Origin of the sequence: Akkermansia massiliensis (assembly GCF_023516715.1) — a bacterium.
Taxonomy (GTDB): Bacteria; Verrucomicrobiota; Verrucomicrobiia; order Verrucomicrobiales; family Akkermansiaceae; genus Akkermansia; species Akkermansia massiliensis.
This window is the reverse complement of the sequence record NZ_JAMGSI010000001.1, coordinates 1,730,164-1,754,584: the sequence shown is the minus strand read 5'-3', so window position 1 is coordinate 1,754,584 and position 24,421 is coordinate 1,730,164. Positions and strand designations below refer to the sequence as shown.

24 protein-coding genes and 1 tRNA gene are annotated in these 24,421 nt (G+C 58.9%); 15 read left to right on the top strand and 10 right to left on the bottom strand.

Annotated elements, in window-relative coordinates; all coding sequences use genetic code 11:
- Nucleotides 1-144: 144 nt before the first annotated feature.
- From M8N44_RS07510 to M8N44_RS07495, 4 genes are all read right to left on the bottom strand, one after another.
- A complete protein-coding gene (locus tag M8N44_RS07510; protein WP_249853073.1) occupies nucleotides 145-726 on the bottom strand; it encodes a putative peptidoglycan-binding domain-containing protein in 582 nt (193 codons plus the stop codon).
- A gap of 782 nt (nucleotides 727-1,508) precedes the next feature.
- Nucleotides 1,509-1,583, bottom strand: a tRNA-Thr gene (locus M8N44_RS07505).
- Between the two features lie 94 nt (nucleotides 1,584-1,677).
- On the bottom strand, nucleotides 1,678-3,819 hold the full coding sequence (locus M8N44_RS07500; RefSeq protein WP_249853072.1) for a DNA gyrase/topoisomerase IV subunit A: 2,142 nt from the start codon (nucleotides 3,817-3,819) through the stop codon (nucleotides 1,678-1,680).
- 115 nt (nucleotides 3,820-3,934) lie between these two features.
- Nucleotides 3,935-4,315 (bottom strand): hypothetical protein, encoded by a 381-nt coding sequence (locus M8N44_RS07495; protein WP_022397485.1) that lies wholly within the window; start codon nucleotides 4,313-4,315, stop codon nucleotides 3,935-3,937.
- A gap of 374 nt (nucleotides 4,316-4,689) precedes the next feature.
- Here M8N44_RS07495 and M8N44_RS07490 point away from each other — a divergent pair, with 374 nt between their 5' ends.
- Entirely contained in the window at nucleotides 4,690-7,008 is a 2,319-nt protein-coding gene (locus tag M8N44_RS07490; protein ID WP_102729136.1) for a hypothetical protein, read from the top strand.
- Between the two features lie 360 nt (nucleotides 7,009-7,368).
- Here the strand turns inward: M8N44_RS07490 and M8N44_RS07485 are convergent, their stop codons facing one another.
- The 5 genes from M8N44_RS07485 to M8N44_RS07465 form a co-directional block, all read right to left on the bottom strand.
- Nucleotides 7,369-8,619, bottom strand: a complete 1,251-nt coding sequence (locus M8N44_RS07485; RefSeq protein WP_022397483.1) for a ferrous iron transporter B — start codon at nucleotides 8,617-8,619, stop codon at nucleotides 7,369-7,371.
- 150 nt (nucleotides 8,620-8,769) lie between these two features.
- Nucleotides 8,770-9,258 (bottom strand): hypothetical protein, encoded by a 489-nt coding sequence (locus tag M8N44_RS07480; protein WP_102729135.1) that lies wholly within the window; start codon nucleotides 9,256-9,258, stop codon nucleotides 8,770-8,772.
- 19 nt (nucleotides 9,259-9,277) lie between these two features.
- Nucleotides 9,278-10,858, bottom strand: coding sequence for a sulfatase family protein (locus M8N44_RS07475; RefSeq protein WP_102729134.1), 1,581 nt, complete (start codon nucleotides 10,856-10,858; stop codon nucleotides 9,278-9,280).
- A gap of 96 nt (nucleotides 10,859-10,954) precedes the next feature.
- Nucleotides 10,955-12,229 carry an AI-2E family transporter gene (locus M8N44_RS07470; RefSeq protein ID WP_022397480.1) on the bottom strand — a complete coding sequence of 425 codons (1,275 nt, stop codon included), beginning with the start codon at nucleotides 12,227-12,229 and terminating at the stop codon, nucleotides 10,955-10,957.
- Nucleotides 12,230-12,264: 35 nt separating this feature from the next.
- Nucleotides 12,265-13,584 carry a PDZ domain-containing protein gene (locus M8N44_RS07465; RefSeq protein WP_146024333.1) on the bottom strand — a complete coding sequence of 440 codons (1,320 nt, stop codon included), beginning with the start codon at nucleotides 13,582-13,584 and terminating at the stop codon, nucleotides 12,265-12,267.
- Nucleotides 13,585-13,707: 123 nt separating this feature from the next.
- Between M8N44_RS07465 and M8N44_RS07460 the strand changes: the two genes are divergently transcribed.
- The 10 genes from M8N44_RS07460 to M8N44_RS07415 all read left to right on the top strand — a co-directional run bounded on the left by M8N44_RS07460 (nucleotide 13,708) and on the right by M8N44_RS07415 (nucleotide 21,922).
- Nucleotides 13,708-14,994, top strand: a complete 1,287-nt coding sequence (locus M8N44_RS07460) for a serpin family protein (RefSeq protein WP_102729133.1) — start codon at nucleotides 13,708-13,710, stop codon at nucleotides 14,992-14,994.
- Between the two features lie 64 nt (nucleotides 14,995-15,058).
- Nucleotides 15,059-15,454 (top strand): Minf_1886 family protein, encoded by a 396-nt coding sequence (locus tag M8N44_RS07455; protein WP_022397477.1) that lies wholly within the window; start codon nucleotides 15,059-15,061, stop codon nucleotides 15,452-15,454.
- 14 nt (nucleotides 15,455-15,468) lie between these two features.
- On the top strand, nucleotides 15,469-16,524 hold the full coding sequence (locus tag M8N44_RS07450; protein WP_102729155.1) for an agmatine deiminase family protein: 1,056 nt from the start codon (nucleotides 15,469-15,471) through the stop codon (nucleotides 16,522-16,524).
- Entirely contained in the window at nucleotides 16,521-18,113 is a 1,593-nt protein-coding gene (locus M8N44_RS07445; RefSeq protein ID WP_102729132.1) for an NAD(P)/FAD-dependent oxidoreductase, read from the top strand. Before M8N44_RS07450 ends, M8N44_RS07445 begins: the two co-directional genes overlap by 4 nt.
- Before the next feature lie 186 nt (nucleotides 18,114-18,299).
- On the top strand, nucleotides 18,300-18,896 hold the full coding sequence (locus M8N44_RS07440; protein WP_146020092.1) for a hypothetical protein: 597 nt from the start codon (nucleotides 18,300-18,302) through the stop codon (nucleotides 18,894-18,896).
- A 242-nt stretch (nucleotides 18,897-19,138) separates the two neighbouring features.
- Entirely contained in the window at nucleotides 19,139-19,702 is a 564-nt protein-coding gene (locus tag M8N44_RS07435) for a hypothetical protein (protein ID WP_102729131.1), read from the top strand.
- A gap of 201 nt (nucleotides 19,703-19,903) precedes the next feature.
- Nucleotides 19,904-20,503 carry a hypothetical protein gene (locus tag M8N44_RS07430; protein ID WP_146020091.1) on the top strand — a complete coding sequence of 200 codons (600 nt, stop codon included), beginning with the start codon at nucleotides 19,904-19,906 and terminating at the stop codon, nucleotides 20,501-20,503.
- 166 nt (nucleotides 20,504-20,669) lie between these two features.
- A complete protein-coding gene (locus M8N44_RS07425) occupies nucleotides 20,670-21,068 on the top strand; it encodes a hypothetical protein (RefSeq protein WP_102729129.1) in 399 nt (132 codons plus the stop codon).
- A gap of 33 nt (nucleotides 21,069-21,101) precedes the next feature.
- Complete coding sequence (locus tag M8N44_RS07420; RefSeq protein ID WP_146021207.1) at nucleotides 21,102-21,293, top strand: hypothetical protein; 192 nt, start codon at nucleotides 21,102-21,104, stop codon at nucleotides 21,291-21,293.
- A complete protein-coding gene (locus M8N44_RS07415; protein WP_022397470.1) occupies nucleotides 21,290-21,922 on the top strand; it encodes a hypothetical protein in 633 nt (210 codons plus the stop codon). Before M8N44_RS07420 ends, M8N44_RS07415 begins: the two co-directional genes overlap by 4 nt.
- A 31-nt stretch (nucleotides 21,923-21,953) precedes the next feature.
- Here the strand turns inward: M8N44_RS07415 and M8N44_RS07410 are convergent, their stop codons facing one another.
- Complete coding sequence (locus M8N44_RS07410; RefSeq protein WP_215709487.1) at nucleotides 21,954-22,145, bottom strand: hypothetical protein; 192 nt, start codon at nucleotides 22,143-22,145, stop codon at nucleotides 21,954-21,956.
- 115 nt (nucleotides 22,146-22,260) lie between these two features.
- On the opposite strand from M8N44_RS07410, the gene M8N44_RS07405 reads away from it, so the two are divergent.
- From M8N44_RS07405 to pyrR, 4 genes are all read left to right on the top strand, one after another.
- Nucleotides 22,261-22,563, top strand: coding sequence for a hypothetical protein (locus M8N44_RS07405; RefSeq protein WP_215709488.1), 303 nt, complete (start codon nucleotides 22,261-22,263; stop codon nucleotides 22,561-22,563).
- A gap of 65 nt (nucleotides 22,564-22,628) precedes the next feature.
- Entirely contained in the window at nucleotides 22,629-23,279 is a 651-nt protein-coding gene (locus M8N44_RS07400; protein ID WP_146018228.1) for a hypothetical protein, read from the top strand.
- A gap of 167 nt (nucleotides 23,280-23,446) precedes the next feature.
- Nucleotides 23,447-23,857 (top strand): AIR carboxylase family protein, encoded by a 411-nt coding sequence (locus M8N44_RS07395; protein ID WP_022397467.1) that lies wholly within the window; start codon nucleotides 23,447-23,449, stop codon nucleotides 23,855-23,857.
- Between the two features lie 21 nt (nucleotides 23,858-23,878).
- Nucleotides 23,879-24,415 (top strand): bifunctional pyr operon transcriptional regulator/uracil phosphoribosyltransferase PyrR, encoded by a 537-nt coding sequence (pyrR, locus tag M8N44_RS07390; protein ID WP_102721084.1) that lies wholly within the window; start codon nucleotides 23,879-23,881, stop codon nucleotides 24,413-24,415.
- Nucleotides 24,416-24,421: the final 6 nt, after the last annotated feature.

Below are 24,421 nucleotides of genomic sequence, written 5' to 3'. Positions count from 1 at the left end.
CCCTGTTGAAGAAACGGAAGCATCCATGCGGAAAACCGCATGGATGCTTTTGTTGCATGCTGGAGGACGCCCTGATGAAAGCATTCTAGGCATTCAAAGGCGCCGGCCGTTTCCCGGTTCGCGGCATTTCTGGTGAAAGTCCTGCTAGGCCAGGGCGGCGGCGAACTCGTAGGCATTTTTACAACGGTTCCGCCAGCCATTACCGAAGGTGCTGAACTGCCTGCATGAACAATAAAACGACTCGCGTCGCTCGTAAAGGCTGTCAAGGAGTTTGCGTTCTCCGGATTCTGCAAGAACGGTTTGCAGCGTTTGCCGGGTTTGTTTTCCGGGAATGCCGTCCACGGCAATTCCGGCGCCGTGGTCGTTCAAGGCTCGCTGCAATATCTTCCCGGTGTTCTTGCTGCCGGAATTGAAATAATGGTCCCGCAGGAAGAACTCAATGCCCGGATGGGCGTCAGAACCAATCCAGGAACGGACGGCGGCGGTATTGTCCAGAATATATTGAAGACAGCCTTCCCAGGCTTCTTCCTGTTTTCCGGCGTCAAGCAAGGCTTTGAGGCGGTTGAATACGGCGGGTTCAAAGCCGTCGCAGATGCCGCAGATTTCCCACTTGCCGCCCTTGTCAGCGGCAGGAAGGCGGGAAACGCGCAGGGAGGCCGGCCCGGTGACGCGATCGTCTTCAAAGCGGAGAATGGCCGCAGCCATCTTTTTTTCTGTAGTATTCATAGGTTCCAATAATGGTGGAGGTTCGGCGGACCTGCAATGAATGCGTCTTCAAGGGGGGAATGGCTTTTTGACCTGCCGTTTTCCATCAATGAACGGTCCGCCGCTTGAGCTGCATGCACGGCTGCCGGGGATAAATGAGGCGTCTCCGGAGCGGTTTGATGCGTCCCTGTATGGGGGTGCCGTTCTTTCCCCGGCGGCGCTGGGCCCTTTATTCCTAGGCTATTCATGAACCATTGAAAACAAAAAGCATAACGCCTGAAATTCACAAAACCCGGTGAGGGATAGTGATTCCTTCCATTTCCGGAGATTGGCGGCATTAAAGACGCCGTGGAATCGTTTCCGGATATTCCCCGGACTCTGGGAGCCATTCAGGAAAGTGGCGCTCCTCTCCGAAGCATGGCACAGGGGGTTTCCGCGACTGCTTCGGTGCACCCGGAATTTATTATGCGCAAAAAGGATGATTAAGTCTTGCGTCCCGTTGGGAATGGTGCCACTGTCAAAGGACTTTACGTTAGGATACTTCGCCCCTTGGCCTCTGTGCCAGGGGGCTTTTTTATGAATGCGGCCCGTCGTGTTCCGGATACTGCGGGCAGTATGAACTCCTGGCTCCGTTTCCGGTTCAGGATGGGCGTAACCGGAAACGGCATGCCGCGCATTCCCGTTTCAGGACAAATCCGGAGGGAACGGCCTTTTCCGTTTTGACGTGCGGCCTGACGTGGGACTGGGTTCTCCCTGGCAAGAAAAAGAAAACCCCTCAAGCGGTGAACTTGAGGGGTTTATAATGGAGCCGCTTGTCAGATTTGAACTGACGACCGTCCGCTTACAAGGCGGGTGCTCTACCACTGAGCTAAAGCGGCGTGGTGAATGAGGTGGCCCATATCTACAGAAGATGGCCCATGGTGGCAAGCCGAAAATGGGGTGGCAGGCATGGCGCGCCTCATTTTAACCGCTTCAGGAGTCAAACAGGGAGCCCTGCTCCAGTGCCGGTCCGGCAGGAGGTTCCTCCGGTCCGGGAGATGTTCCGGCCTGCGGCGTCTCCGTATCCGGAACGGACGTGTTTTCCGCCTGTTCCGTGGCAGCGGAAGGGGAGGGCGTTTCTTCCTCCGTTTCCTCGTCTCCGGTTTTCGCCGGGGGCATGATGCGGGAGACGCGCTCCACCGGATGTTTGGTAATGATGTTGCCTTGGACCCCGCGGTTTTTAATCCTCAGGTCCGCGAAGTGGAAGGGCCTGACCAGGTTGCGGAGCTTCAGCACGGCCTTCAGATAGACGTTCACGCTGATCTGGGAGCTGTTTTCCTCCGTTTCATGCACGGAGAAGTGGAAGATGCGCGTTCCCTTCGCGCCGCGGGTGAGCGGGTATTCCTTGTCCCTGGTGAAACCGCCTATGCGGAAGCGCTTGGCGTACACGGGGCCGTCCCTTCCGTCCCGGTAGATCAGGTTGAACACGGGGTCATCATCCTTCTTGATGACGGAAATATAAAGGGGGTTTTTACCGGCGAAGAATTTGTCCTGAATCCGCACGATCTTGAGCACGCCCGTGCTGTCGATGACCAGCACGTCGTCCAGCGTGGAGCATTTGCAGACGGGGTTTCCCTTCTTGACGCCGTACCCGGCGAAGCCTTCTTCGTCAATATACAGCGTTTCATTGGCCACGGCCACCTGGGCGCGGTCCACGGAGCCGAAGGAGGAGATTTCCGTTTTCCTGGGATAGGCTGCGCCGTACTTCTTGCGCAGGGCTTCAAACCAGCGGATGGTGAATTTGGTGAGCTGGCTGAGATTCTTCTGCGTCTGTTCAATGTCCGCTTCAAGCTGCCGGATGTGCTGGTCCGCCTTGAACGCGTCAAACTTGGAGATGCGCTTGATTTTAATTTCCGTCAGCCGCACCAGGTCGTCCCTGGTGATGGGCGCGCGCAGCTGGGCGGCAAACGGCTGCAATTCCCGGTCAATGGTGCCGAGGACTTCCTCCCACGTCTCGGAATCTTCAATGGAGAGGTAAATGCGGTTTTCAATGAAAATCTTTTCCAGGCTTGCCTGGTGCCATGCCTCGTTCAGTTCCTTGAGGCGTATTTCCTGTTCCTGGCGCAGGATTTCCCTGGTGGAGTCCGTGTTGTAGCGCAGGATGTCGCTCACGCACATGAACCGGGGCTTTTCCTCCACGATGACGCAGGCGTTCGGGGAGATGCTGACCTCGCAGGCGGAGAAGGCGAACAGGGCTTTCCTGGTCTGCTCCGGGTCCACTCCGGCCGGGAGATGCACCAGGATGTCCACGTGCTGGGCCGTATTGTCCTCGATGCGGGCTATTTTGATCTTCCCCTTTTCCGCGGCGGAGACGATGGTATCAATCAGGATTTCCGTGGTGACCCCGAACGGAATTTCCGTGATGCGGAGAAGCTTCTTCGATTCCGTGAGGATGCGCGCCCGGATGCGGACGCGCCCTGTGCCGCGTTCCCCGTCCCGGTAGTTGGTGGCGTCCATCACGCCTCCGGTCGGGAAGTCCGGCAGAAGCTGGAAGGGCTGGCCGCGCAAGTGCGCGATGGAGGCTTCAATCAGTTCGTTGAAATTGTGGGGAAGAATTTTGCTGGAAAGGCCTACGGCAATGCCTTCCGCTCCCTGGGCGAGGAGCAGGGGGAATTTGACGGGAAGGCTGACCGGCTCCTTGTTCCTGCCGTCATAGGAAAGCTGCCATTCCGTGACCTTGGGGCTGAAGACGACCTCACGGGCGAAGGAGGTGAAGCGCGCTTCAATGTAGCGGGAGGCCGCCGCGGGATCCCCGGTCAGGATGTTGCCCCAGTTCCCCTGCGTGTCAATGAGCAGCCCTTTCTGTCCCAGCCCCACCAGCGCGTCCGCAATGGAGCGGTCGCCGTGCGGGTGGAATTTCATCGTGTCCCCCACGATGTTCGCCACTTTACTATAGCGCCCGTCGTCCAGCCGGTCCATGGCGTGCAGGATGCGGCGCTGCACGGGCTTGAACCCGTCATTGATCTTGGGTACGGCCCGTTCCAGGATGACGTACGAGGCGTAATCCAGAAAGTAGTCGGCATACATGCCTTCCACGGACTGGCTCGCGGGAGCAATGTGGGCGGGTTGAGTCACGGGCGCAAATATTAAAGGAATTGTTCCGGAGGGGCAAGTGCGATCTCCGGAAAGAAAATAACCGGCCTTCCGTTAAGGAAAGCCGGTTACCGGAAAAAGGAATGGCTAAACGCAATCAGGCCTGTTTGGCCGTAAGTCTGTTTTTGAGTTCCTCCGCTTCGGCGCGCAGGGTGTCGAGCTTGGTTGTCTGGGCTTCAAGGTCGGCGATTTCTTCCAGGACTGCTGCCAGGCGGCGCAGGTCCGCGGGCTGGGCCGCAGCGAGAGGCTGAGCTTTGGGAGCGGCTGTATTTTTGGTGCCGGGCTTGCGGCCGCGCTTGGCCTTGGTGGCCTTCATCCAGCTTGAAATGGTTACCGTGCTGATGCCGAAGCGTTCAGCGGCTTCCTTCTGGGCGCCTCTTTTGTTCTGAGTTTTCCGTTCAGCGATGAAGTCAAGAACGGATTGTTTTTCTTCAGGCGTATAGCGCCTCTTGTTTTTGGTGCTGTCGTTGGAGTTCATGATATTGACGAGTGGCTATTTGTTTAATCAAAGGTCCGTAGGGTAGCAAGCAAAAAGAGCAAGTATTTTGACATAATTTAAAAGACTGTTTAAATATAGGGGGCATATTGTTGACGTTCAGAGGTAATATGCTTATTTTATTCATGATTTTTATTATTTAAAATTTGAATTGTTTAACATTCCGTGCAAGGGCGCTTGCGGGATGTTTAAACGCTTTTTTATTTTCTGCGCCGCATGAAGTCTTTTTCCCTGAATTCCTTGTTGAATCAGGAGTTCCGGAGAATTTCGCGTCCCTTCGTCAGTCCGGATTTTGAGATTGCAGGAGCCGGAGGGATCGTGTAAAATCGCCCCAATCTTCCAGCCATTTTATCATCATGACCGACCAGCCAGAAACCCCGTCTTCTCCAGAGGCTCCCAAATTACGCCGCCGCCTGGTAACGGCAGCCCCTGCGGCAGCGCCCAAAGTAAAGTTTGCTTCCCCCGCCGCGGAAGGCGTGGAAGTTGCCAAACCGCGTTTCCTCACTCCTGAATTGCAGGCCAAGCTGGCCCAGGAACAGGAGGAAGCCGCGCGCCGTGCCGCAGAACAGGCGGAGGCGGACAGGATTGCGGCGGAAAAGGCGGCAGCCGAGCAGGAGGCCGCCCGCATCGCTGCGGAAAAAGAGGCGGCCAGAATAGCCGCCGAGGAGGAAGCCGCCAGAATCAGGGCGGAGCAGGAGGCCGCGGAAGCCGCTCGCATTGCCGCGGAGAAGGAAGCGGCCCGTGTGGCGGCGGAAGAGGAAAGGGCCCGTCTTGCTGCGGAACAGGAGGAAAAGGAAGCCGCTTCCCAACCATTGCCCGGTCCGGCGGTGGATGCCCAGATTCAGGATGCCCTTGCCAAGGTGGCGGAGGCCCAGAAAGCCCTGGCGGACGCGCAGGCCGCTGCCCTGGCGCAGGCCGCCGGCGTGGCTCCCGCTGCCGTTCAGGCGTCTGAACCGGCTGCTCCGGCGTCTGCCGCGGCTTCCACAGGCTCCATTCCCAAATTGAAAGTTTTAAAGACTTCCCCGGCTCCTGCCCCGGCGGAGGAAGCCCCTGCCGCCGCCCCGGCGGAAAGCGCCGTGCCCCGGTTGAAGGTGCTGAAATCCCCTGTGGGGACCGCGCCCGTTCCTTCCGTGGCGTCTGCCGCGGCTTCCCAGCCCGTGGCTGCCGCATCCGTTTCTCCCACCGCCAGCGTTCCTCTTGCGGGCACGGGCGGCATCCAGCCGCCTGCCGGCACGGAAACCACCCGGGAAATGGTCGCCTCCGTGGATAAATCCAAATCCCTGCTGAGGGGCGTCATTTACGGGGTATGCGCCCTGGTGCTTGCCGCTGCCGGGGTAGGAATTTATGCTTGGCATACCAACAGCAAGAAAGACCAGGTGGAAGGGGAAAACGCGCGCCTGAATGCACTGGTGGTGGAAGGCGGCAAACTGGGCCGCAGCCGCCTGTTTGATTCCAAAAATCTCAGCCGTGTTCCGGACGTGAAGGTGGTGCCCAATGCGGAGGACGCCGCCCTGCTCCTAGCCAATGTGAGGGGAGCCAAGGGAAACCGGGAAAACTGGCCCGGCGCCGCCCACCTGGTTTCCATCATGGCCCAGATGGATGACAACATCGCTCGCCAGGTGGTGGAAGACATGAAGAAAAACGTCGGCAGGTACAGCAAGGAGAAATACTCCATGATGGTGACGCTGCTGGCCAAATCTTCCAGCCCCGCCATGCGCGACATGCTGAAAGACCTGTACGCCTCCATCAGTGATAGCAAGAACAAGAAAATTCAGGACAAGCAGGCCGTGGTGCTCAAGTACATGCGCTTTGCCATGAAGCTGGACGACCTGGACGACGTCATGAAGATTCTCCAGCAGAAGGATGCTTCCCAGGATCTGGTTTCCTCCGCCTTCCGCACGGCCCGCTACCTGATTGACGAAGCCCCCCCGGCCAAGCGCATGGCACTCTCTTCCAAGCTGCTCCAGTACCAGAAGAACATGCCGGAGGAAAACGTCAAGGTCCTCTACAAGCTGCTGGCCCGCACCGGCGATCCCAAGGTGCTGGACATGATGGAAAAGAGCTACAAGGAAGACCCCAAGAAGGCGCTCGCCATCATCACCGCCTGGGGGGACTGGAACACGGATGACGCCGTTCCGTACCTGTTCAAGGCGTGGAAGGATGAATCCCTGCATGAACGCGTGCGTTCCCAGGCCCATGATTCCATTCTCCGCGTGCTCTCCGTGGACCGTGACCGGGATGACAACGCCACGCTCAAGCTGTTCGAGCCCTTGATAGCGGACGCCAAGACGAGCGAACGCCGCCAGTTCCTGGTTTCCGCCTTCAAGAGGCTCAGCAACCGCCCCTATGTGATCCGCCTGCTGGGCCGCATCAAGCAGACGGCGGAAGACCACAGGAATGTGGTGGAACCCAAGTTCCAGGCCGCAGAGGAAGCCCTGTTCAAGGCAGAGGACAAATTCAAGGCCAACCCGAACGATGCCGCCGCCAAGGCTGATTATGAAGCCAAGGAAAAAATCTATAATGAGCTGGCCAGCCAGAAAACCGGGGAAGACAAGGTAATTACGGCGGTGGACAAGGCCCTGGAAAAGGTCAGGAAGACGCCTGTGCCCACCAGGAAGGCCGCTTCCTCCGATGACAGGGAGGACGACGAATCTTCCGTCATCAAGACGATTTAAACGGCTTCATCGGCCGTATTCGGAACCGGAGGGAGGACAATCCCTCCGGTTTTTGTATGTAAGGGAATTCCCTTCGCTGCCGGAAACGAGGTTTCCTTGTTCCCGGTACACGATGGGCTCCTCCCTGGGAACAAGTGGCTCTTGCTTCTTGCCAGCGGTGGCAAAAAACGGAAGAAGGAAAGCTCTCTTCCGTTGACTGTGGAGCCAGAGCGAATCCGAAGGCCGGATGGCCTTCGCTCCCAGGAGGGGGGCCAGTAGCGTTGCCGGGAAGGGACGGACTTTCCAGGGGCGTATGGCATTTCCCCGCCATTCCGGCCTGCCGGAAATATTTCCTGCCGCCGTTTTTTCCGCATCCGGCTCTTACAGGAACAGTCCTGTCTGGTACACCAGCGTAGCTGTCAGAAACCCCAGCAGGGTCAATCCACCGAATTGCGCCAGAGCAAACCACCAGGTGCCAGCTTCCCGTTTGGCGACGGTGACGGTGCCGATGCAGGGGAGGGCGATCAGGCAGAACATCATGATGCTGATGCCCTGGAGGGGGGTGTAGCTGGCTTTAAGGCGGGCGTTCAGGGTCTGCTGGGCTGCCGGGCCGGAGTCCCCGTCCTGCACCGCATAGAGAATGCCCATCTGGGTGACGAAGATTTCCTTGGCCGCAAAAGCGCCCAGAAGAGCGGAATTGATCTTCCAGTCAAATCCGGCCACTTGCGTGACGGGTTCCATCCAGTGGCCTATTTGTCCGGCGTAGGAATGTTCCATGGCCGCTGCCGCATTCGGCGCGGTTCCTTCCTCCGGCCTGGGGTAGGTGTTCAGGAACCACAGGATGATGGAGGCCCCCAGAATGAAGGTTCCCGCCTTCCGGACGTACATGAAGGCCCGCGACCACATCAGGGCGCCCACCTTCCGCAGGGAGGGGAGGCGCAGGCGCTTCATGTGGTGGAGAGAGTCCCTCTGGGCGGTCTTGAAGAGCGTGTTTTTCAGGAGCCGGGCGCAGCACAGGGCCAGAAGGACGCCGCTGGCGTAAATCCCGAACAATACGGTGGCCTGCAGGCGGGAGGGAAACAGGGCGGAGACGAACATCATGTAAATCGGCAGGCGACCCGCGCAGCTCATCATGGGCAGGACGGCGATGGTGACCAGGCGGTCGTTGCGCGCTTCAATCCTCCGGGTGGACAGGATGGCGGGAACCGAGCAGCCGAAGCCCAGCAGGAGGGGGGCAAAGCTGCTGCCGTTCAGGCCCATGATTTTCATGATGCGGCTCATGAGGCGGGAGACCCGCATCATATATCCGCTGTTTTCCAGCAGGGTGATGGCTCCGAAGAGCAGCACCACGTTGGGAAGAAAGGCCAGCACGCCGCCTACGCCGCCCACCACGCCTTCCCCCAGCAGGGATTGCAGGCGGGGCCACGGTTCCAGCATGCGGCAGGCCCAGATGCTGAACATCTGCGTGCCTGTCTGGATGAGCCTGACCAGAGGGTCGCCGATGGCGAAGCTCAGGAAGAAAATGATGTAAACGATGCACAGGAAGATAAGGGAACCCCATATCCTGTGCATCAGGACGGCGTCCAGCCTGGTTCTCCACCTGTTGTCCTGCGCCTCTGCCTCCCGTTCCATAAATTACCGGGGAGTAACTTAGAACCTGCGAATTTGACAGGCAAGCTTAAAATCCCGGATTTGCGGGAAGGCGGCCGGGCCGTTTGGCCGGCTTTGAGCCGGTGCCTGTTCCGGATTGTTTCCCAGGGAACTGCGGAAGCCCGGCTTCTGCTAGCGACGCATGGCCGCAAGCCCCTGAATGAACAGAATGGCCGCCGTGCAGCCGAAGACCATGGAGGGCAGGCGCTGGAGCATATATAGCGGGTCCGTGGAGTCGTTCCCGTAAGAGGGGAAGATGAAAGCCATGACCAGTGCAATCAGGGCCAGGCCCCATGCCAACCAGGACACGGCGGGGACGGCAGTGCCGGAGCCAGCGGCAGTGAGCCGGGAGCGGCTTGTTTCCCTGAGGTCGCGCCCATCCGCGTCCCGTCCGGAAGAAGCCGGCTGCTTTTTCTTGACGGGGGGCAGGGATGCCGGTGTTTTTACGGCGTTTTCCGGTTTCTGCCCGGAGGGGGAAGAGGGGGCTTCCCCAAAGGGAAGCCCCGTTTTAACGTGAATCAGTACGCCGCACGCCGTGCAGTGCATGCCGGCTTTTTCATCCAGCCCGGCCGGGTAGGTATACCCGTGCCCGCACAGGGAGCATGTGGCGGATTCTCTCATGATTCAGGCTGAATGGGTGTTAGTCGTCCAGCGGAAGGAGGTCCGCCCTGTCGGCCTTGGTTTCCGGCCTTTGGCGGATTTCCTGGAGCTTGGCTTTCATCTGCTCGCAGATGTCCGGATGCTGGGCTGCTACGTTGTTGAGTTCCTTCGGGTCCTTTTCCAGGTCGAACAGGCTGCCGCCTTCCGGGGACTTGGTCATTTTCGCTCCCAGTCCGTTGATCCCGTCGCGGATGGCTACGCCGGCGGGAATGAACTTCCACTTGCCGTGGCGGATAGCCAGAGCCTTGCCGGTGCTGTTGATGACGTGGTAGTCGCGTCCCTTGGCGGATTTGCCCAGGAGGGCGGGGATCACGTTTTCAGAGTCGCGGAAGGAATTGGCCTTACCGGGTTCCAGAAGCTGTTCCAGGGAGGCGGCCAGGTCCATTTGGTTGAACAGGGCCTTGCTCGTCACTCCGGGTTTGACTACTCCGGGCCATTTGACGATGAACGGAATGCGGGAGCCACCTTCCAGAATGCTGTATTTGCCGGCGCGGAAGGGGCCTGCCGGGGAGTGGGTGGCGTTGTCCCGGACGGCAAAATCCTTGTAGCCGTCGTCCAGCACGGGGCCGTTGTCGCTGGAGAAGATCACCAGGGTGTCCTTTTCCAGTCCGGCTTTTTGTAGGGCTTCCGTGATGCGGCGGACGCAGTCGTCCAGTTCCACGGTAACGTCCCCCCGCACGCCATGCTGGCTCTTGCCCACAAAGCGTTTTTCCGGGCAGCGCGGCACGTGGATGTCATGCGTGGCGAACATCAGGAAGAACGGTTCCTTGGCCTTGGCGCTCTTCTGGATGTATTCAATGGCCTTGTTCGTGATCACATCCGCGTTTTCCTCATCCTTCCACAGGGCGCTCTTGCCGCCCTTCATGAAGCCGATGCGGCCGATGCCGTTGATGATGGCTTGGTTGTGCCCGTGGCTCCACATGAGTTTGAGCTGGTCCTTGTTGTCCTTCCCGTTCGGAAGACCGGGGAAGTTGTGCTGGTAGGACACTTCAATGGGGTCGTTCGGGTCCAGGTTGCGGACGTTGCCGTTTTCCAGAATCACGCAGGGAACGCGGTCGCCCGTGGCGGCGAAGATGAAGCTTTCATCAAAGCCGATTTCGTTAGGGCTGGGGGCGATGTGCTTGTTCCAGTCAATCTTCTTTCCCTTTTCCCCCAGGCCCAGGTGCCACTTGCCCACCATGTAGGTTTTATAGCCGTGGGATTGGAGCATCTTGGGCAGCGTGGGCTTCTTGGTGTCAATAATCAGGGCGGCGTCCCCCGGCAGAATGCCCGTGCCTTCCTTGCGCCAGGGATATTCCCCGGTGAACAGGGCATAGCGGGAGGGAGTGCAGACGGAGGTGGTGGAATAGGCGTCCGTAAAGCGGACGCCCTGCTTGGCAAGCTTGTCAATGGAAGGGGTGGGAATCCCCTTGGCTCCATAACAGCCTACGTCTCCATAGCCGAGGTCGTCAGCGTAAATCATGACGATGGCTTTGGGCGGCTTGACCTGGGGCGTGGTGGCGGCCGGGCAGGCCGCTGCCGCCGCCAGGGCAAGCATCAGGTGTAATGCGGGTTTGTTCATGTTGTCAGGTGTGTGGTGTTGCGGTTGATCAAAAGATGGTTGGAAAAATGCCGGGATTCTGCCGGGGGAAGGGCCGCGCGGTCTTGACTGGCGCTTTTAATGAGGCTCCTCCGGCGGCGGCAGGGGCTCCGTCATGGGGCGCATGCTGGCATTCTGCCAGATGTAACGCTTGTAGAGAACCTTGATGGCGGCCGTCAGCGGGACGGCCAGCAGCGCGCCGATCAGGCCGCCCAGGATAAGCGTCCAGATCAGCACGGAGAACATGACCGTGAGCGGATGAAGCTCCACGGAATCCCCCACGATTTTCGGCTGGATGACCCATCCGTCAAACTGGTTGACGGCCAGGAAGATGCCGGAAACGATCAGCACGTGCTGGAAGTCTCCCCACGTAAACCAGGCCAGCAGGACCGCGGGAATGAAGGCGGTGATGATGCCCAGGTAGGGCACGATGCCCAGCACGCAGACCGCCGCGCCGATGGTGACGGCGTACGGCAGGCCGAGCAGTTTCAGGCAGATGGCGATCAGGATGCCTTCAATGATGCTCACCAGCATCTGGCCGCGGAAGAAGGAAATCAGGTATCCGTTGATTTCCTCCATGGTGTCCACCACGTCCTTTCTGAATTTGGAGGCCTTCAGCGGCAGGATGCTGGGCCATTTCTCCCTGATCTTATCCGCTTCCAGCAGAAAATAAAAGGCGAAAATGGGCGTGATCAGGATGCTCACCATGATGCCTATGGTGCTGTAAAGGGCCCTTCCGCCGGAAGTGAGCCAGCTCATCAGCTTGTCCTGGTAAAAGGAGGAATTGATGGTCATGTACGCCCCCAGTTTTTCCCGGGCGGTCCGGGCGTTTCTCAGGTCGTGGACCTCCGCGTCCGTATAATGGCCGGTATTCAGTTCCCGCAGGCTGGTGCTGTAAACGCTGTCAATGGTGCGGGAGATGAAGGGAATTTCAATGGTGGAGTCAATCAGCTCGGAGGTCTTGTCCCAGAGCTCCATCCGGTTGTCGATCAGCTCATCCGTCTGCCGGATCAGGGGAGGGAGGATAGTGGCGCCGAAGCCCACCAGGACGGCCAGAGCCGCGAACATGACCGTGACCACGGCCCAGGGGCGGGAGAATCTGAAGTGCACCAGCCAGGAGACGATGGGTTCCAGCAGGTAGGCCACCACGGCGGCAATCAGGATGGGCAGGAGCACCGGTTCCAGAAAGCCCAAGAGTTTCACCACTTCAAAGATGACGAAGGCCGCGATGCACAGCATCACCAGGATGGCGACGCCCGTCAGGGCGTACCAGCAGGTCTTTTTCTGGAAGGGTGAGGGAATGCGGCAGTCGCCGGCGGCTTCCTGTGAATCCTGTTGCTGTGCGTCGTTCATGCCGGTGGTAGAGAGATGGCTGGATAGGGGCTGGCTCAGGCCGCGGGGGTCTTGTCCGTTTTCCCGTCAGGCGCGAGGGCGGCCTCCTCTGGAGTTTCCGTCGCGGCGGGCGCGGGCTGCTGGTCTCCCGCGGCATCCTGGGGCTGTTCCTTTTCCTCCTGCTGCTTGACGTGGTTTTCAAACTCCTGCTCCGTAATGGCCTGGGGCGTGGGGTAATAATCCCCGGCAGGGGGCGCGGCCGGAACTTCCCAGTGAATGCGCACCAGTCTGTTCCTGCGCTGGACCACAACGCTTGCCTGTGCCCCCCGCTGGGTGGTGACATATTCTACGAGGTCCGGATACGGATTCTTTCTCCCATTGATGGAAACGAGCACGTCCCCCGTTCTGAGGCCGGCGTCCCACGCGGGCGACCATTCGGCCACGTAAGCCTTCATGGGGCCGTTCCCGTTGCGGTCCTGGATGAAGGTGCCCCCCATCAGGTTGAAGGAGGAGGGCGCGGGCATCCGGTGGCTGGTGGAGCTGAAATAAAGGGCGTTCCCCGGGCCGTCCAGCCAGAACTGGCGCGCGGCCAGCGCGCCGTAGCCCAGGATGATGTCGATGTCGTCGGGAATGCCCATCACTTCCGGATTGGCGAAGCTTTCGCAGAGCAGGATGTTCTTCAATTCCAGGGGGCCGAGCTGGAAGGAGCTCACGTGCATGCATTCATGGGCGTAAAAGCCGCCCGCGGCGGGGCTGTAGCCGGAATAAACGCTGACGAACGCGTCCGGATAGGCCTGCTTGATGGCGTTCCAGCGTTTCTTGGAGATGTAGACGGCATGGGGCGCGCCCGTATCCAGAATGATGCGCCGGCCGTGCTTGTCCGCAATCTGCGGGTAGTCGGAACCGGGTATCAGGGAAAGCTTGTGCCAGCTCCGTATTTTGGAGGGCAGTTTGTTGAAAAAGCGGTGGGAGCGTTTGGGATAGTTGATGTTCCACACGTACTTCCGGATGCACTCCCAGCCCAGCAGTCCGTCATACGGCGCCTGGTCCACCATCACCACGTCCTGCTTCCGGGAAATGGGTTCTCCGTCATCCTTCAGGGAAACGGGCACATTGGCCGTGCGCATGGCGCCCCTGCCGCGCAGGCGGGCGCCGATGGATTCCACCGCGGGGGAGAAAAGCAGGGACGTCTGGACCGCTCCCGTGTCCACCCCCATCATCAATTGCGTTCCGGAGCTCCACGCCAGGGCCACGGGGGTGCCGTCCAGCGGGTTGGCCGCGTCAATGGGCGGAGAACTGCTGTCCTGGATAGGCCGGTGCGATACGCAGGAAACGCACAGCATGGTTGCCAGAAGCATGATGGAGGGACGAAACATAAAGCATTCCATTCATAACAAACGGACCAGAGGCTGGCAAGGTTTCCTTCCTGCTTATGGAGCTTTTTGGCGGCATCAGTCCGTAAAACTTGCCACGATGTATCTATCTGATAAGGTAGAAGTATGATATTCAGGACTTTGGCATATGTGTTTCTTCTGGGCTCCGTGTCATGGGCGGATATTCCGCCTGCTCCGTCTCCCGGTGTTTCCGCTCCTCCGGAGCTGCGCCTGTTCCGGGCATGCATGGAGAAAAGCGGCGGCAGTGTCATGATTTCCCCTTTTTCCCTGTATGAAGTTCTCCGTTACATGCTTCCGGGAGCGGCGGGGGAAACGGAGAAGCAGATGGCGGCCGTATTGCCCGGAGACGGAAAAATCAGGAGGGACTGGACTTTTCTGTCTGGTGATTTTTCGCGCTCGCTGCGCTGTTATTCCGCCAACCGCATTTTTGCAGACCGGTCCGTGGAGTTGAAAGACGCCTATAAAAAGGCCGTGGGGCCGGATGCCGTGGCTCAGGCGCCCTTCCGGGAAAACATGGCGGAAGCCGTGCGGCAGGTGAACGCCTGGGCGGCAACGAATACGGGAAACCGCATCAGGAATCTTCTGAATCCGCAGCGGATGAGTGACCGGACGGTGCTTGTGCTGGTGAACGCCATGTATTTGAGGGCGTTCTGGGACAGTAAATTTGAAGGGCGGGACACCGCGCCGCGGACCTTTGTCCGGGAGGACGGCTCTGCCTGCCAGGTGCCCATGATGAAGCAGCAGGTATTCACGGAGGGGAGGTCATGGCCCCGGCAGGGAGGAATGTATTATGAAAAGGACGGCGTGCGGGGGGCAAGCCTGTTCTTTACGGGAGGGAAGGGCGCGCCCGTTTTCATGGCCGTTCTTCCTCCGGAGGGGAGGAAGATGAAGCAATTCATTGACGGGATGACCGGAGAGGAATGGAACGGCATCCTGTCCTCCCTGTCCGCCCGGGATGCCGCGGAGGAAACGCGGAAGCCCGGCGGAAAGCCCCTGGAGCAATATTCCAGATACCATCTGCGGCTGCCGCGTTTCTCCCAGTCTTCCCCCACGCTTTCCCTGAAAAAGGCCCTGGAGGCGCTGGGAATGAAGGACGCGTTTACCGGCCGCGCCGATTTTTCACGGATGGGGAGCTGCGCGCCGGAGCCGTTGAAAATCCATGGCGTGTACCAGAAATGCGCGGTCAGAGTGCGGGAGGAAGGGCTGGATGCGTCCGCTTCCACTGCCGGGGAGATGGATCCATTTGCCGGCGCTCCTCCCCGCGGCAGGGGGCCGGAGATCGAATTCAACCGTCCTTTCCTGTGGCTCATTTACAGCCCGGAGGACCGGGCCGTGCTGTTCATGGGAACTTATGAAGGGCCGGAATGCGGGAAAAAGGAAGGAAAGCCGTGAAGTTTGCGCGCTCCCAAAAATCTTGATTTTCACAGGGGCCCGTATAGGGTAGGGGTGAGCCGTTATGACCACCCCTACGTTTGAAGATGCCGTGAGCCGCATTGTGCGGAAGGATCCCCGTTTTGCGGAACGGGCGTATTCCTTTCTGAAAGATGCGCTGGATTTCACCATGCAGCGCATTGAAGAGCAGGAAAACGGCTCCCAGCGGCATGTCAGCGGGCAGGAATTGCTGGAAGGCTTCCGGGATTACGCCCTCGCCCAGTTCGGCCCCATGGCCTCCACCGTATTAAAGGAATGGGGGCTGAGAAACGGGAAAAATGTGGGAGAGATGGTTTTCCTGCTGATTGAGGAGGATGTGTTTTCCAAGCAGCCGGAGGATTCCCTGGACGATTTCAAGGGGTTCATGAGTTTCCGCAAGGCCTTTGAAGAGCCTTACGAATTCCAGGAGCAGCCCAGTTGACCCCCCGTACCGCCATGAGCAAGGAACCCGATGTACGCTGGCCCGCTGAATGGGAACCGCAGGACGCCGTCTGGCTCTCCTGGCCCCACCGCAGGGATTTGTGGCAGGGCGGCCTGGATGAATTGCAGCAGACCTACGGGCGCGTAGCCGCCGCCATTGCCCCGCATGCCCGCGTGTGCGTGAATGCCGCGGAACCCCTTCATCCGGGCATCAGGCAGGCGATGCAGGCCGCCGGGGTGCGGGAGGACCAGTACCGCCTGTTCAACCATCCGGCCAACGATGTCTGGTGCCGGGACCACGGCCCCGTCTTCGTGCAGGACATGGAGGACGGCTCCCTGATGCTGGCGGACTGGCAATTTAACGCCTGGGGCGGCAAATTTGCTCCGTGGGACCTGGACAACGGCATTCCCTCCCTGATCGGCGCTTCCCTGGGGCTTCCCGTGCGCAGCTCCTCCATGGTTCTGGAAGGGGGCGCGATTGAAGGCAACGGGGACGGCCTGCTGGTGACGACGGAATCCGTGCTGCTGAATCCCAACCGCAACCCGGAATGGAGCCGTGCCATGATTGAGGAGGAATTGCGGCGCATGCTGGGCGCCAGGTCCATTTTCTGGCTCGGTTCCGGCATTGAGGGGGATGATACGGACGGGCACATTGACGACATGGTGCGCTTTGTGTGCCGGGATGCCGTGGTCTCCATCGTGGAGACGGACTCATCCTCCCCCCATTACCGCGCCCTGGCGGAAAATAATGAACGCCTGCAGGATTTGAGGGGCGTGGACGGTTCCGGCGTGGAGGTGATTCCCCTCCCGATGCCGGACCCCCTCCATGCGGAGGACTGGCGGCTGGACCAGCTCCCGGCCAGTTACGCCAATTTCCTCATCGTGAATGAAGCCGTCATCGTTCCCGTGTTCAACCAGCCCCGGAATGACGACCGCGCCCTGGGCATTCTGCGGGAATGCTTCAGCGGAAAACAGGTAGTCGGCGTGGACGCCCGCAAGCTGGTGCTGGAAGGCGGAGCCATCCACTGCATCACGCAGCAGCAGCCTGGGCCGAGGAAGGAGGCCCCATGAACGGAGGGGAAGGCGTAACGGTGGATGTGATTCTGCCGATGGAGAAGGCCGGCGACGACCGCGCGCGCCGCGCCGCCGTGGCGGAAAAGCTGGGCATTTCCCCCTCCCGCATCAGGGAATTGCGGCTGGTGAAGGAATCCATTGACTCCCGGCAGAAAAACATTTTGTTCCAGCTTCGTCTGCTGGCGGGGGTGGACGGCCCGCTGCCTCCGGAAGAACCTCTTTCCCGGGACTATCCTCCCGTCAGGCCCGGCGCCCCGGTGGCGCTGATTGTGGGATTCGGACCTGCCGGAATGTTCGCCGCGCTCCGCTGCCTGGAGCTGGGGATGAAGCCCGTAGTTCTGGAACGGGGGAAGGCCGTCTCCTCCCGCCGGTTTGACCTGGCCCCCATCCTGCGGCAGGGCACCGTGATGGAGGATTCCAATTACTGCTTTGGGGAAGGCGGCGCGGGAACGTTCTCGGACGGCAAGCTGTTTACGCGCGCGACCAAGCGCGGCCCCGTGCGGGATGTTTATGAAATTTTCGTGGCCCACGGCGCGCCGCGGGAAATCCTGACGGACGCCCATCCGCACATCGGCTCCAACCTGCTGCCCAACGTCGTGAAAGCCATCCGGGAATCCATCCTGAGCGCGGGCGGGGAAATCCATTTCAACGCGCGGGTGGAGCATTTGCTCCGTTCCGCGGACGGCCGCCGCATACGCGGCGCGGTCTGTGCGGATGGCCGGGAATTTGCGGCGGACGCCGTTCTGCTGGCTACCGGGCACAGCGCGCGGGACGTGTACCGCATGATGCTGGCGGAGGGGCTGGCCCTGGAACAGAAGCCCTTTGCCGTGGGCGTGCGCATTGAACATCCCCAGGCGTTCGTGGATGCCCGCCAGTACCATCTGCGCCCGGACCGGAAACGCCCGGAACAGCTTCCGGCGGCGCGCTATTCCGTGACGACCACCATTCGGGACCGCGGCGTCCACTCCTTCTGCATGTGCCCCGGAGGCTTCATTGTTCCCGCCGCTACGGAAAATGACGAGGTGGTGGTCAACGGCATGTCCCTGGCCCGGCGGGATTCCCCGTTTGCCAACGCCGGCTTTGTGGTCAGCGTGCATCCGGAAGATACGGAATCCTTCTGCAGGGAGCACGGCGTGCTGGCGGGCGTGGCGTACCAGAAGGCGCTGGAGACCGCTTCCAGCCGCGCTGGCGGAGGCATGCAGAAGGCCCCGGCCCAGAAAGTGGAGGATTTCCTGAACGGGTGCGTTTCCTCCTCCCTGCTTCCCACCAGCTACCACCCCGGCATTACATCCCACCCCCTGCATGAACTGCTTCCGGGGGAAATCGTCTGGCGCATGCGGGAAGGGCTGCGGCAGTTTGACCATAAATGGCGCGGTTTTGCCGGGGCCTCCGCCCAGCTCATCGGCTGCGAGACGCGCACCAGTTCCCCCGTGCGCATTCCGCGGGACCCCGCCACGCTGGAGCATCCCGGGCTGGAAGGGCTGTATCCCTGCGGGGAAGGGGCCGGGTATGCCGGCGGCATTGTTTCCGCCGCCCTGGACGGCCGCCGCTGCGCGGAGGCCATGGCGCGGCAGATGTCCCGTTGAGGGATGCGGCGCTCCGTGAATCCCTTTTCAAGCTTTGCCGTGCAAATTCCGGCATTCCCGCCGTTGGCCTTGTAAAAACAGCCTTTAGTTCCGGAAATGATTGGGGCGTGCAAGACGGTAGGGAAGCGGCTGGAGGAACGGTATTGCCGGAATGCATGTTTGTGGTATGGTGTCTTCATGGGTAAGATGGTTCGTTTTCTGATCGTTTTAAGTTTATCGGGAATGGCGGCCGCCCAGGATATTGCTCCTCCCGCCGTGCCGGACTTGAACCGGGATACGGAGGAAGGAAGGGTGCGGGAAAGGAATCGTAAAGAAATTCGGAGCTTTCTTGCCCAGTTGTGCCTTGTCCGGAACCTTCCTTCCTTTGAAGTAATAATCAGAGGCGGCAACGGACTGGCTACGGAATTTTATCAGGTAATCCTGGAGGAATTCCCGGAAAATGCCCTGAAACGCTGTCCTGCGGATTTTCAGGAACTGGTCGTTGTAAAAAAGAGCAAGATACAGGAATTCCTGGACGGGCTTGAAAAGAATATTGTCTGGCCTTACGTGGCGGATGAAGAAGTGGCCGCCTTGCTGTTCAAGTACGGCTTGAAGGATGAAGAGGAACGGATTGCACGCTGGGTAACTTCCAGGCTGGGTTTCAGGAAAAGTGACACCCCCGCGTTTAAAGCCCGGCGCATCCGTGAACTGAAAGAGGAGATGGAGGCCGGGAAAGTCGTGGTTCCCGAAAATATTGGCGAGGCTGAGGAAATGGAGGACGGGGAGGTGATGGAAGATGTTTGAGAAGAAAGCCGTTATCTTCCGTTTTACCTCCTGCCCGGTGGCGGAATCTGCCCCTGGTGGAGCGAACGTGCGGAAAGCCGTGGAAGGGATGGATTGCTTTCCGCGGCTCCCATTCCGCAACGTGGAGGTTTTAAGTTTTCCCGGTGAAGACGTCCCGGAAACGTAAAATATTAAAGGAACAAGGGATTACCGCAGATTTCGAACGATCGGGAAGCCCCGCTGTCCAAAAGTGAACCATGAGAATGCCCCTGAACTTTTTATTGCTGTGCCCCGTGCTGTTTGCGCTGTCCGGTGCCGCCCAGGATGTCGGGGCGCCCGGAATGCCGAATGTGGATTTGGAAACGCCTTCCGGGCAGAAGCTGGCGGCGGAGAAGGCGACTATCCGCAAATTCTTCGTGCTGCTTTATTTAGCCGTTCTCCTGCCGGTCGTGGAAAACCAGGGCGAGGTATTCAGGGAAAAGGACCTTTATCCCCTGATACTGGCGGCTTTTCCTGAACAGGAATTGAAGGAATGCCCGCAAAAGCTCCAAAAGCTGATGAATGCCAGGGTTCAGGCTCTGAAAGAGGCGGCGGACGGAAAAAGGGATTTGCAGTCCGAGCCGTTTAATCCGGAAGACCCGGAGGTTCTGGCCTTTCTGGCGGAATACGGCATGGAGGACATGTGCCGCCAGGCCTTGAACTGGATGGAGCGGGAAGTCAACGCCCGCGGCAACATGGACCAGGACTCGTTTGCCCAAGCGTTCAAGCAATTTCGCGATCATGTCCGTTCAGGGCGCCTCGTCATGCCGGAGACGGTGGAGGAATAAGTCCGGTAGTTGTTCCGCTCCGGCGTTTTTCCGGAAGAAAGGGCAAGCCTGTTGCGGCGGATGCCCGGAATCCACGGCATCCGGCGTATGGGCGGCTGTGCGGGAAGGTCCATGAATGGGAAAAGAAGCGGCCCCGGCACGGAATGGCGGAAAACTTATTGCCCGCGGACGGTCCCGTGGTATGCTGTGAATATGGCTGGCATGAGTCGCTTTTTATTGATTGTTTTATTATTATGCGGGGCGTTCCCTCTTTTCTCCCGTGCTCAGGATATTGCTTCACCGGGAATGCCTGTCGTTGATTTGGATTCCGAGACCGGGAAAAAAATTCAGGAGGAGCGTGCCGCCATATGCGGTTTTATGGTTGTACTGGTTTTGAATCAGATGATTTTAATGCTGGAAGAGGATCCTGCGGAGAAAATGGATCTGCAAAAGAGAATAAAACATTTTTGGGAGTTCATTCCCATGAACGCGCTTGCCCGGTGTCCGGAAGATTTCAGATGCGCAGTACGGCAATGGAAGGATACGTGTGAGAAAAAGATGGAGGAGTCTGGAGCCGTTCCCGGAGACTTGGAGATGGGTGCGTGGGAAGACGTACGCCTGCTGATGGAAAAATACATGGTGCAGGAGGCGATACAGCCGGTGATGGGTTGGATGATGAAGAAGGCGGGTATTTCTGCCCTGGAGATGGAGGATGGCGCCGGCAAAAAGGAAATGCTCAAACGTCTTAAAGGAATCAAGGAAAAGCTGGAATCCGGAGAAGTGGTTATTCCTGCGGAAATCATGCAGAAGCAGGAGGGATAGAAGCTGGGCGGCGAGAGGAGGAAGAGCAGTTTTTACCGGGCAGCCCCCCTCGTTGCCTTCAGGGCGTTTGCTGTGGTTGCTGCGGACCTGCCTGTCTGGTTTTCCGCAGTAGCGGACAGGGAGAATAATGTTGACCGCATGTGAAGGGCTCCTGTAACGTGGTTTCATGTTAAGTCTGTTCCGGCGGGTGGTGGTTTCTGCATTCCTGACGGCGTTCCCCGCCATGTCCCAGGATGTGGCGGCGCCTTCCATGGCGAACGTGGATTTGGAGACGGAGGAAGGGAAGGCCCTGGAACGGTATCAGCAAGCCATTGACCGGGTGGAAATGCTGGGATGCGTTCTGGGAACGATGATAAGGCTGGAGATGAAAGGCCGGGAGACACGGGAAATCGTGGCCGCCATGATTGTTCGCATGAACTCTGCGCCGCCTCCCCGGATGCTGGAGTTGTGCCCGCCTGATTACCGGAAAACCTTTGAGGCGTGCAGGGAAGAATCCGCCAGACTGCTGGACAGGATGAAGACGGAAAAAATGGATGATGAACAATTCGACAAGGTTTTTAAGTAATATTGCAACCGATGCAATGAAATGAATGCTCCCATGATGGAAAAATACCGTTTGAGGGAACGCAGTTCTCTTTTTTTCCGGATGCTGGAAAGCAAGGTGATAGGATTGAACAGGGAGGAGCGCATGAAGGCGCTTCAACGAATGAAGGACGACCTGATTGCCGGAAAGCTGAAAATTCCAGGGGAAAATGAAGGAATGGAAGAAGAAACCGGATTGATAAGATGATGCTGAATGTAGTTTTCTGTGCAGTTCTGGCATGGGCATGCTGGCTGGGAATGGTGCGGGGGCAGGATGTTGCTTTTACGCAGGAACCGTCCGTGCGGGAGGCGCAGAGTGCGGAGGAAAAACTGTTCAGGGACCGGGACGCCATTATCCGGCTCATGATGTGGAGCATGCTGTATCTGGAGAAAAGGGCGCCGCTGCTGGACCGGATGCCGATGGAGGGCGTGCACCGCGCTTTTTTGGAATCGTACATAGCCGTTCCCGTCAGACTGGTGGAGGAATGTCCCCCGGATTACCGCAAGGTGTTTTGGCTGGTGGATGCCATGAGCAAGGCCTTTCTTCAGCGTATGGAAAAAGAGAAGCTGGCGGGAAAGGAATTGATCCGGGAGTACGGCGTTTATGTTAAGGCATGCAATGAATTGCTGCTTCCCGTCGTTTCCCGGTATCCGCTTTCCGAAAGGTTTCAGCAGGTGGACCGGGAGCTCAGAAGGCAGATGAAAGCGGCCACAGACCGGGAAGCGCTCATCACGGCCCTGATGGAGCAGATGGAGGATGTGGAACGCAGTCTTCCTCCTCCGGAAAAAGAAGGGGCTGTCTCTCCGGAGAAAAAGTGTGGGGAGAAGGAGGAATAAGGATGGACTTTATCCCCGGCAGATGCTCTTATCAACTAATGATCAAGCTGATTTTAGCCGCAGGCTTGGCGGGCTGCTGCCTGGGAATGGCGCAGGGGCAGGATGTGGCGTCACCCTCCATGCCGAATGTGGACAGGTACCGGCAGACGCCGGAATTTGCCCGGGAACGTGCCGCCGTTGCCAGGTACATGTTTTTCTGGACCTTGTGCGGGCGGATTGCCATCCTGGAATCTGATATTAAGGGAAATGTTAATGCGGGGCTGCTTTGCAAGCGGCTGCTGAATCTGCTTCCTGAAAATATTTCAGCCGGGTGTCCGGAGATGTTCCGGAAAGAATGGATGGAGCATGTGGAAAAAATAAAAGCCGCGTTGAATGAAAATCCCGAATGGATGGAGACGCCGCAAGGGAAAAAGGAATGTGCTGCGATAGAGGCTGTGATGAAACGCCTGGATGAGCGGTATGGAATAGAACGAGCGATTTATTTGTCCAATGAATGGCTTGATAAGCGGTTGGAGACCGGGAAAAGGAATGATGCCCCTGAAATATTCCTGAAGGATTTGCTCCGGTTGAAGAAGGATTTGGAGTCCGGGAAACTGGCTGTTCCTGTGGAGTTTATATCCCAAGAGAGGAAGGAAGGATGAGAAGGCTGGGCTTGTTGCTGTTTCCGGTGCGGGAAAGAAAAAAGGTTTTCACCGCTGAAAAGGCGATGAAATTATTCAAATGGTTTTCCCTGGCGGGTATGGCATGGGGATGCGGTTGTGGCGTATTGAGCGGACAGGACGTTGTGGAACCGCTCATGCCGAATGTGGATTTGGAAGTGCAGCAGTTCAGGAAAGCCCGCGCGGCTATCCTCAAGTACCGTGTCATGCTTGAATTGTGCTGTGAAATTATTTCCCTGGAACGGGGAACTCCGTCCGGTGACAGGAGTAAAAGCATGTTTGACCTCATGCCGGAACGGTTTGAGGCGGAATGTCCGCCTGATTTCCGGGAGTCGTATATTGACGTCCTGAAGATGGTGGATGAATACTGGAAGGGAGATTTTTCCCGGAAAGACATATCCGTTGTGCAGAATCTCATGGCCAGTCTGGACGAGGCCAGGGAACGGTTTGACCATCAATATGATTTGGGCCGCTCCATGAATGCGTTGATTGACTGGCTGGACCGTGGGACGATGAAGAGGGAGGGGGAAAGCGCCCCTGACCTTTTGAAGCGCCTTTACCAGTGGAAAAAGGACCTTGAGTCAGGCAAGGCGGTTATTCCGGAGGATGCGGGAGACCCTTCCGGAAGCTCCGGGCAGTGGAGACGCGGAACAGGGGAAGAGGCGGTTTCACAGGCAGACCATGAAAGAGATGGGTGAAATGGGGGAAAAGGCGTGTGCCCGGTGAGGCCGTTCCGGAGTTTTTGCGCCTCCGTCCGGGCATCCTTCACGCCCGCGGCCCCCGCCGTTTTTTTTGAAGGTTAAGTCTTGCCAGGGCAGGGGGCTTGGGGCCATAATCTGCAAGTTTCACAACCGCACACACAGCCATGAAAGTCATCGTCATCTACGGCAGCCCGAATGATAAGCCCTTTATGGAACCCGCCCGCGAGTATTTTGCGCAGGAGAATGTTCCGTATGAAGAAACCGTCCTGTCCGCCCACCGCGACCTCCCGGAGCTGGTCAAGTTCCTGGGTGAGCTGGAAGCCAGCGGGGAAAAGGCCGTCATTCTGGCTGTGGCCGGGCTGTCCGCCGCCCTTCCCGGCGTGGTGGTGATGAGCTGCTCCCTTCCGGTCATCGGCGTGCCCGTTCCCGGAGGCCCCCTGAACGGCATTGACGCCCTGCTGGCGATCGCCCAGTGCCCGGGCGGAGTGCCCTGCACCACGGTGGGCCTGCACAAGAAGACCCCCGTCAATGCCGCCATGGCCGCCCACCGCATCCTGAAGCTGGCCGGCCTGTAACGTTCACTCCTTTCCCATCAGATGACTCCTCCTCCGTCACAGGAAATCGTGTTGGACGGCCCGGGGATTTCCCGTGCGCTGGAGCGCATGGCCCACGGCATCGTGGCCCGCTTTCCCGGGGAACCGCTCGCCATCGTCGGCCTGCTCAGCCAGGGGGACGTCATCGCCCGGAGGCTGGTGGACAAGGTGAAGGAGCTGGGCGTGGAAGCCCAGTACGGCGCCATTGACATTTCCCTGTACCGGGATGACATTTTCAAGCTGGAGGCCCGCCCCTCCCTCCGTTCCTCCAACCTGCCGTTTTCCACGGATGACATGAGGGTGGTGCTGGTGGACGACGTCCTCTACACGGGCCGCACCGTGCGCGCGGCCCTGAACGCCCTCTTCGACTACGGCCGCCCGGCCCGCATTGAACTGGCGTGCCTGATTGACCGCGGAGGGCGGGAAGTGCCCATCCAGCCGGATTACACGGGCCATGTGCTGGACCACGCCGGAGCCAAGGTCATCGTGAGCATGAAGGAGGCCGACGGCGAGGACCGCGTAATCATCTCCTCCCACTAGACACTT

What these genes read in the sequence shown, in the direction of transcription:
- M8N44_RS07510 (WP_249853073.1), bottom strand. Translation starts at nt 726, where the DNA reads ATGAATACTACAGAAAAAAAGATGGCTGCGGCCATTCTCCGCTTTGAA.
- M8N44_RS07495 (WP_022397485.1), bottom strand. Translation starts at nt 4,315, where the DNA reads ATGAACTCCAACGACAGCACCAAAAACAAGAGGCGCTATACGCCTGAA.
- M8N44_RS07490 (WP_102729136.1), top strand. Translation starts at nt 4,690, where the DNA reads ATGACCGACCAGCCAGAAACCCCGTCTTCTCCAGAGGCTCCCAAATTA.
- M8N44_RS07485 (WP_022397483.1), bottom strand. Translation starts at nt 8,619, where the DNA reads ATGGAACGGGAGGCAGAGGCGCAGGACAACAGGTGGAGAACCAGGCTG.
- M8N44_RS07480 (WP_102729135.1), bottom strand. Translation starts at nt 9,258, where the DNA reads ATGAGAGAATCCGCCACATGCTCCCTGTGCGGGCACGGGTATACCTAC.
- M8N44_RS07475 (WP_102729134.1), bottom strand. Translation starts at nt 10,858, where the DNA reads ATGAACAAACCCGCATTACACCTGATGCTTGCCCTGGCGGCGGCAGCG.
- M8N44_RS07470 (WP_022397480.1), bottom strand. Translation starts at nt 12,229, where the DNA reads ATGAACGACGCACAGCAACAGGATTCACAGGAAGCCGCCGGCGACTGC.
- M8N44_RS07465 (WP_146024333.1), bottom strand. Translation starts at nt 13,584, where the DNA reads ATGTTTCGTCCCTCCATCATGCTTCTGGCAACCATGCTGTGCGTTTCC.
- M8N44_RS07460 (WP_102729133.1), top strand. Translation starts at nt 13,708, where the DNA reads ATGATATTCAGGACTTTGGCATATGTGTTTCTTCTGGGCTCCGTGTCA.
- M8N44_RS07455 (WP_022397477.1), top strand. Translation starts at nt 15,059, where the DNA reads ATGACCACCCCTACGTTTGAAGATGCCGTGAGCCGCATTGTGCGGAAG.
- M8N44_RS07450 (WP_102729155.1), top strand. Translation starts at nt 15,469, where the DNA reads ATGAGCAAGGAACCCGATGTACGCTGGCCCGCTGAATGGGAACCGCAG.
- M8N44_RS07445 (WP_102729132.1), top strand. Translation starts at nt 16,521, where the DNA reads ATGAACGGAGGGGAAGGCGTAACGGTGGATGTGATTCTGCCGATGGAG.
- M8N44_RS07440 (WP_146020092.1), top strand. Translation starts at nt 18,300, where the DNA reads ATGGTTCGTTTTCTGATCGTTTTAAGTTTATCGGGAATGGCGGCCGCC.
- M8N44_RS07435 (WP_102729131.1), top strand. Translation starts at nt 19,139, where the DNA reads ATGCCCCTGAACTTTTTATTGCTGTGCCCCGTGCTGTTTGCGCTGTCC.
- M8N44_RS07430 (WP_146020091.1), top strand. Translation starts at nt 19,904, where the DNA reads ATGAGTCGCTTTTTATTGATTGTTTTATTATTATGCGGGGCGTTCCCT.
- M8N44_RS07425 (WP_102729129.1), top strand. Translation starts at nt 20,670, where the DNA reads ATGTTAAGTCTGTTCCGGCGGGTGGTGGTTTCTGCATTCCTGACGGCG.
- M8N44_RS07420 (WP_146021207.1), top strand. Translation starts at nt 21,102, where the DNA reads ATGATGGAAAAATACCGTTTGAGGGAACGCAGTTCTCTTTTTTTCCGG.
- M8N44_RS07415 (WP_022397470.1), top strand. Translation starts at nt 21,290, where the DNA reads ATGATGCTGAATGTAGTTTTCTGTGCAGTTCTGGCATGGGCATGCTGG.
- M8N44_RS07410 (WP_215709487.1), bottom strand. Translation starts at nt 22,145, where the DNA reads ATGGCAATCCGCCCGCACAAGGTCCAGAAAAACATGTACCTGGCAACG.
- M8N44_RS07405 (WP_215709488.1), top strand. Translation starts at nt 22,261, where the DNA reads ATGGAGCATGTGGAAAAAATAAAAGCCGCGTTGAATGAAAATCCCGAA.
- M8N44_RS07400 (WP_146018228.1), top strand. Translation starts at nt 22,629, where the DNA reads ATGAAATTATTCAAATGGTTTTCCCTGGCGGGTATGGCATGGGGATGC.
- M8N44_RS07395 (WP_022397467.1), top strand. Translation starts at nt 23,447, where the DNA reads ATGAAAGTCATCGTCATCTACGGCAGCCCGAATGATAAGCCCTTTATG.
- pyrR (WP_102721084.1), top strand. Translation starts at nt 23,879, where the DNA reads ATGACTCCTCCTCCGTCACAGGAAATCGTGTTGGACGGCCCGGGGATT.